At 45.5% G+C, this 6,710-nt stretch carries 4 protein-coding genes and 2 pseudogenes; all 6 read left to right on the top strand.

Annotated elements, in window-relative coordinates:
• Nucleotides 1-133: 133 nt before the first annotated feature.
• A pseudogene (locus NC796_RS19045) lies at nucleotides 134-1,975 on the top strand (protein kinase domain-containing protein); the annotation flags it as partial.
• A gap of 317 nt (nucleotides 1,976-2,292) precedes the next feature.
• Nucleotides 2,293-2,415, top strand: a pseudogene (locus tag NC796_RS26860) (hypothetical protein); the annotation flags it as partial.
• 3 nt (nucleotides 2,416-2,418) lie between these two features.
• Nucleotides 2,419-2,547 (top strand): hypothetical protein, encoded by a 129-nt coding sequence (locus NC796_RS19040; protein ID WP_310686743.1) that lies wholly within the window; start codon nucleotides 2,419-2,421, stop codon nucleotides 2,545-2,547.
• Nucleotides 2,548-3,123: 576 nt separating this feature from the next.
• Nucleotides 3,124-3,309, top strand: a complete 186-nt coding sequence (locus NC796_RS19035) for a hypothetical protein (protein ID WP_310686741.1) — start codon at nucleotides 3,124-3,126, stop codon at nucleotides 3,307-3,309.
• 96 nt (nucleotides 3,310-3,405) lie between these two features.
• The gene (gene ggt, locus NC796_RS19030; RefSeq protein ID WP_310686740.1) at nucleotides 3,406-5,109 is read left to right on the top strand and encodes a gamma-glutamyltransferase; all 1,704 of its coding nucleotides are present in this window, start codon (nucleotides 3,406-3,408) and stop codon (nucleotides 5,107-5,109) included.
• A gap of 454 nt (nucleotides 5,110-5,563) precedes the next feature.
• The gene (gene mtnA, locus NC796_RS19025; protein ID WP_310686739.1) at nucleotides 5,564-6,622 is read left to right on the top strand and encodes an S-methyl-5-thioribose-1-phosphate isomerase; all 1,059 of its coding nucleotides are present in this window, start codon (nucleotides 5,564-5,566) and stop codon (nucleotides 6,620-6,622) included.
• The last annotated feature ends 88 nt before the right edge of the window (nucleotides 6,623-6,710 follow it).

The raw sequence follows: 6,710 nt of genomic DNA, 5'->3' as shown, positions 1-6,710 counted from the left end.
AGGCCGATATTTCGGCCTAAAACGAAAAATGCAAGGTGCATTTATGGATTATTTTGCCGGTTTTTACCTATTTGTACCCGCAAAATTAAACACGACCCAAATCGGCAGGTAATTCAAAGGCCTCTTTAAGATAATGCGCCGGGGAATGGACACACCTTCAAATATCGCACGTTTTAAAAGGGAGCGGAATATTTTGGCGAATTTGGATCACCCCAACATCGCCCGACTGTTAGACGGGGGCGTTACCCAGGACGGACTCCCGTACCTGGTAATGGAATATATAAAGGGCATTCCACTCTTGGAATATTGCAACACCCATCAGCTTTCAATAGAAAAACGCCTGGAGTTATTTACATCCGTTTGTAAAGCCGTTAAGCATGCCCATCGTAATGCAACAATACATCGCGACCTGAAGCCGTCAAATATTCTTGTGACTGACGATGGTACCGTCAAAGTACTGGACTTTGGTATTGCCAAACTCATGATGGACAGTACAGCTGATTCTACATTTCAAACCCGCACCGGTGCCCGGATGATGACGCTGGGATATGCTGCCCCGGAACAGTATCAGAACAATGCTGTCACCACAGCAACCGACATTTATACGCTTGGCATCCTTATGTATGAGTTGCTGACGGGCTCCAGTCCCTTTGACATTGAGAGTAAAAATCTAGCCAACTTAGAGAAGCACGTGTTGGGCGGGGGCCCAGCCAAGCCAGCTGACAAATTCGCCAAGCTACCTGAATCCCAAAAAACAAAAATTGCTTCCCAACGTGGTACCACTCCTTCTTTTATGACCCAGAAAATAAGGGGGGATCTGGGTGCTATTATTATGAAAGCACTGCGCAGAGAGCCGAAAGCCCGGTATAGATCGGTTGAGCAGATGCTGGAGGATCTAAACCGCTACGAACACGCCCAGCCCCTGATAGCCCAGAGCGATACCCTTAAGTATAGAGTTGGAAAATTTTTAAAAAGAAATCGGAAGGCTGTCGTTGGTGCATGCCTGATTTTAGCAGCTATTATTGGATTTGGAAGCTATCATATTGATCAGATTACCGAAGAGCGCAATATTGCAGAAGCGGAGGCTCAGAAAGCCGAAACCGTTAAAAACTTTTTGGTCGATATTTTTCGATCCTCCAATCCTCAATCAACTAGTTATGAGGGCAAAAATGTGACTGCCCGGGAATTGATGTTAAACGGACAAAACAGAATTACCGGTAAATTAAAAGATCAACCGGATGTTTATATCGAAGTTTTAACGGCTATCGGAGATGCACTAACGGGTATCGACGCTTTTGCAGAAGCAGAAGAAAGCTACCGGAAAGCACTCTCCCAAACTCCACAAATTGCAGATTCTCTTGAAAGTAAAGTCCGGATTTACGTTAAGCTTGGACAGTTGGAAAGTAAACGGAGAACTGGAGATCAAGCAATTCTTAAACCAGTCCATAAGGCTCACCAGCTTTTAATAAGTATGAGCAATCCCCCCTCCGCCTTAAAGGCATCTGTATTCAGCTTGCTGGGCAGGGTTAACGTGTTTGTTGAAAATTATGAACTAGCAAATTCCTATTACGAAAAAGCAGACAGTATCTATTCCAGCGCGGGCATGGGAAATAGTTTTGACTATATGCAAATGTTGAGTGGTTATGGAAAATCGCTTATTTATGTATCCGATTTTAGAAAGGCCAAACAAGTCCTTCTGCAATCGAACAAACTACATCGGAAGGCGTTCTCCAATCCCACAATGACGATTGCTGAGAATTACAAATTCCTCGGATGGGTGAACCGCGATTGGGGTAACTTTAAGCAATCAAACCACTATTTTTTAAAATCAATTGAACTGAATAGCAGGCTGACAGGTGAAGAAAGTATGCCCGCGGCACTTTCTATGTATCATCTTTCTATCAATTATTTCTTATCAGCAGACTACAAGAAAGCAGAACAACTTGCTCAAGAAGTATTGCATACTTATCAAAAGCTATTGGAACCTACAAATGATTATATAAATGGGGCAAAAAAATATGTTGCGATAGCCAAGTACAATCAAAATAAACTGTCAGAAGCTAAACAATTGCTACAAGAGATCATCACCTCAAGAACAAAGCATATGGGTGAAGATAATTTTAACCTGGCCGGTCCTTTTTCTCATTTAGCAGTTGTTTATCAAAAACAAGAAAACTACAAAAAAGCAATTTCACTCCTCAAGAAAAGTATTTGGCTTATAAGAGAAAGCTGGGGGAATATAACCGTCGTGTTGCGAGAGCAAAGATTAAACTGGCTTCAGCCTATCGGGAGATGGGCAAGTATAAACCGGCCCGGGAATATTTTCAGCAGGTCCAATCTATTCACCAGAAAGTGGTTCCGGGAAACAACCATCAACAAGCCGAATTTTACTTTCATTTCGCCAAGTTGAAACAGGATATGGATGAGCCACAGGAAGCCCGGAAATATTTTCAGCAAGCATACAGCATCTATCTCGATATTTTTGGAGAAAGCAGCAACCGAACTAAGCAGGCAAAATCCTATTTGGAACAAGTTACACAAGCATAAAATGATAAAGTCCTGCAACGGCCCTCAAAGCCCCAGCAGGTAGTAAAATTCGCGCCAATCTATTCCGCCCAAGCAGGCTAATCTTTTCTCACTTCTTCAGTCTCAATCAATTGTTTGATGGATTTTAGTAGTCACTCCTAAATGGAATACCCATTTCGCTACATAGTAGAATTGCGTAATACCAAGCAGAATGGTGACAAATTATCTAAAGGAACATCAATTCGATATAAAACCTGTCATTGAGGGATTAAGTGACCATCGGGATCTCGACACCTGTCGGGAGGCAATCTCCCGGTGACTGAACAGAAAACGGACGGGGAGATCGCCACGTCGACCTCAAGATGGAACCCACTACTATCAAAGGCGCCTCCTCGCGATGACAGCTATAATTTTTGTAATCCTCAAACTGACGTTAAATAAATAGTAAAGACCTCAAAATTGGTAGTGTCTACATGAATAAAATCGGGCATAAGGATGAGGAAGAAGTGACAAATGGTCTAAAGAATAACAATATGGCCTATTCCCCTTCCATATTTCGCATACATACTAGCAAAGGAAGGACAAACAAGGATCCATATGGACAAACTGCGCTGGCAAGAGATAGAAGAGATTGTAGATAATGCCCTTAAATTACAGACAAAACAAGAAAAAAAGCTCTACGTCGAGAGGGCCTGTAAAAACGATGAGCAACTCCACCAGCAAGTCATAAAACTCCTCGAAGCGATAACCCAAGCGGACGAAAACAATTTTCTGGAGCTCTGACTGTTAGTATATTCTGAACCTGTAGCCAACACGCATCAATCTTATTTTCTTATATTAATCGAGATTACGCCACAAAGAAATGAAATTTTTTGTTCAATGAGGTACCTGTTTCAACTACTCCTGATCCTAATTCTCTTTATTTCCACCTCTCCAAAAACATCTGCCCAGGTTGGCTGGGCCAAGTCCTACGATGAGGCTGCAGTTGTAACGGCCGAGCGTCACGCTTCAGAAATCGGGCGACAAATCCTTGAACAGGGTGGCAATGCGGTGGATGCCGCCGTGGCCGTGCAGTTTGCCCTGTCGGTAACTCTGCCAAGGGCCGGAAACATAGGCGGGGGCGGCTTCATGGTTTTGCACATGGCAGATGGCACAACGCGTGCGTTGGATTTTCGTGAACAAGCGCCCTCCGGGGCAACGAATGATATGTTCATCAGGAATGGGGAATATCAACCCGACATGAGTCGCCGATCGATCCTGGCTTCCGGGGTGCCGGGTGTGGTTGACGGCATGGTCAGGGCTACAGAACGCTACGGCCGTCTGCCACTCGAAGCAGTGATTGCCCCGGCAATAAAGCTCGCCCGTGAGGGATACCGGCTCTCATGGACCCAGGCCAATGACCTCTACACCCACGCCGAATCTTTCAAAAGAGATCGATCCTCCCTGCACTACTTTACCAAATCAAGTGGCACGCCATACCATGAAGGCGACCTCTTTGTTCAGGAAGATTTGGCTGAAACGCTGGAACGCATTGCCCGTTTTGGACGCAGTGGGTTTTACTCCGGTCAGACCGCTGAAATGATTATCCGGGAAATGCAACAGCACGGGGGGCGTATCACCTATCGCGATCTCCGAAACTACAAAAGCAAGTGGCGCGATCCGGTTCGAGCTCAATTTCGGGAGTATGAGCTCAATATCATGCCCCCGCCCAGCAGTGGTAGCATCGCTATTGCTCAAATACTGCAAATGATAGAAAATTACGATCTTGAGCAGGTTGGGTTCAACTCCCCGGATTATATCCACCTGTTGACGGAAGCGATGCGGCGGGCTTTTGCCGATCGTGCTCATTTCCTGGGAGATCCCGACTTTGTAGATATCCCCTCGGAGCGGCTTCTGAGCAGATCCTACAATAAAGAACGAATGAAGAGTTATGATCCCAACAGCGCATCTGACAGCGATGAGATCGGACACGGCACCATTCCCGGCTTTCAATACAGTGAATCTTCCGAGACCACCCATTTCTCCATTGTAGACAAAGACGGAAATGCTGTGGCCGTCACCACAACGCTGAACGGCTCATTTGGAAATAAATTCAGTGTCGATGGGGCCGGCTTTTTGCTGAATAATGAGATGGATGATTTTACAGCAGAACCGGGGGAACCGAATATGTTTGGCTTGATCCAGGGTAAAGCCAACGCTATTGAACCAGGTAAACGGATGCTGAGCAGTATGTCTCCCACCATCGTCACCCAGGACGGTAAATTGCGAATGGTGCTTGGAGCCGCTGGTGGACCCCGCATCATTACCGCAACGCTGCAAAACTTTTTAAATATGGCCATCTTTGGAATGAATGCGCAGCAGGCAGTGAATGCGCCCCGTTTTCACCACCAATGGCTGCCCGACCAACTGTCCTATGAACCTTTTGGCATTACGGTCGATTCCAAGCGTTTGATAGAGCGGAAGGGTCACCAGCTTGCTACTATGGACAATATCGGGCGATCCCATGTTATCTTTGTGGATGAGGAAGGAAAACGACACGGAGCGGCCGACCCCAGGGGAGATGGCAATGTAGCTGGCTACTAGTTATAATAGGAGATATTGCATTGAGCGGTTAGGAAATGCCTCTCAGTCATCCTGCACCCCGACGCAGGATCTCGCATGGATATATGCGTTGATTCTATTTCGATTTAATATCAACGTTTGTCATCTTTACGAGATCCTGAATGAGATCCTGAGTCAAGCTCAGGACTAAAGGTTCAGGATGACTGAGAGATTCTATTTTAGATTATGGATTCATAACTCAACCGCTAAACGCGTTAGGAGATAAATAATTTGTATTACCATCTGCCAACCCTCATATTGGCCACTAAGCTCTGAAAGGGAACTGCAGGTCAAAAAAAGATCTGTGGAAAAAGTTTGTAGTTATAGATTCTATATCTAACAATTATACAAATAGTTAAGATTGATCAGTTTATATTACTGATTACTGAAATCAATTATACCAGAGAACATTTGCAAAGTTAATTAAGTGAATCATATGGGAAGCGATACGGACACTGCAATAAAGGCAATTGAATGGCGCGGCGATCATCTGCGAATTTTAGATCAAACCTATCTCCCCAATCGTGAAGTGTACAGCGATATAGAGGATGTGGGGCGCATTTGGGAGGCGATAAAGAAACTGCGAGTACGCGGCGCCCCGGCTATTGGAATCGCAGCTGCCTATGGATTCTACCTCGGGATAAAAGAACTGCCTGAAAGTACATTTGAAAGTTTCTGGGTGGAGGTTGAGCGCATCGCTGAATACCTGGAAACAGCTCGTCCCACAGCGGTAAATCTGCACTGGGCCCTGAGCCGACTGAAGAGTACCATCCAGGCGCACAAGGACAAGGATATTTCAGAGATCAAAGAGATCGTTCTGAAGACCGCAAAAACGATTCACGATGAAGACAAGCGGATCAACAAAAAGATTGGCGAAAATGGGCTGGAGCTAGTAAAAAAGAAATCGAACATCTTGACGCACTGTAACACCGGCAGCCTGGCAACCGGGCAGTATGGGACCGCTCTCTCCGTCATTTTTCATGCCCATCAGGCCGCTAAGGATATACACGTATGGGTGGATGAGACGCGTCCGCTCTTGCAGGGAGCACGACTTACCTCCTGGGAGCTTATGAACGCAGAAATACCGATGAAACTAATTACCGATTCCATGGCGGGATCCCTGATGCAGCAAGGCAAGGTAGATCTTATTATTGTTGGAGCTGACCGCGTCGCCGCTAATGGAGATACCGCCAATAAAATCGGTACCTATCCCTTGGCTGTCCTGGCTAAAGAGAATGACGTCCCCTTCTATGTAGCCGTGCCGCTTTCCACCATCGACATGGAGCTGGAATCCGGGGATAAAATCCCTATTGAAGAAAGAGAAGGCGACGAAATCGCATCCTTCAACGGCTCACAAGTGGCCCCTGACAAGGTAGAGACCTATAACCCTGCTTTCGACGTAACGCCCCATAAATATATCACTGGCTTTATCACTGAAAGAGGAATTATTAAGCCGGATTTTAAAGAGGAGTTCGAAAAGCTCTTTACGGATTAATAATTGGATAAAGGTCACTTTAGAGGGTTACAAAGTAGGAAGTGGAGGTTCCCTAACTTCCCTTTATCCCCTTTTATTCGCTTTACCC

This window comes from Aliifodinibius sp. S!AR15-10, from assembly GCF_031569985.1.
Classification (GTDB): domain Bacteria; phylum Bacteroidota; class Rhodothermia; order Balneolales; family Balneolaceae; genus JAMQKA01.
Note: the sequence above shows the minus strand (reverse complement) of the source record. Positions and strands in the feature narration are given on the sequence as shown.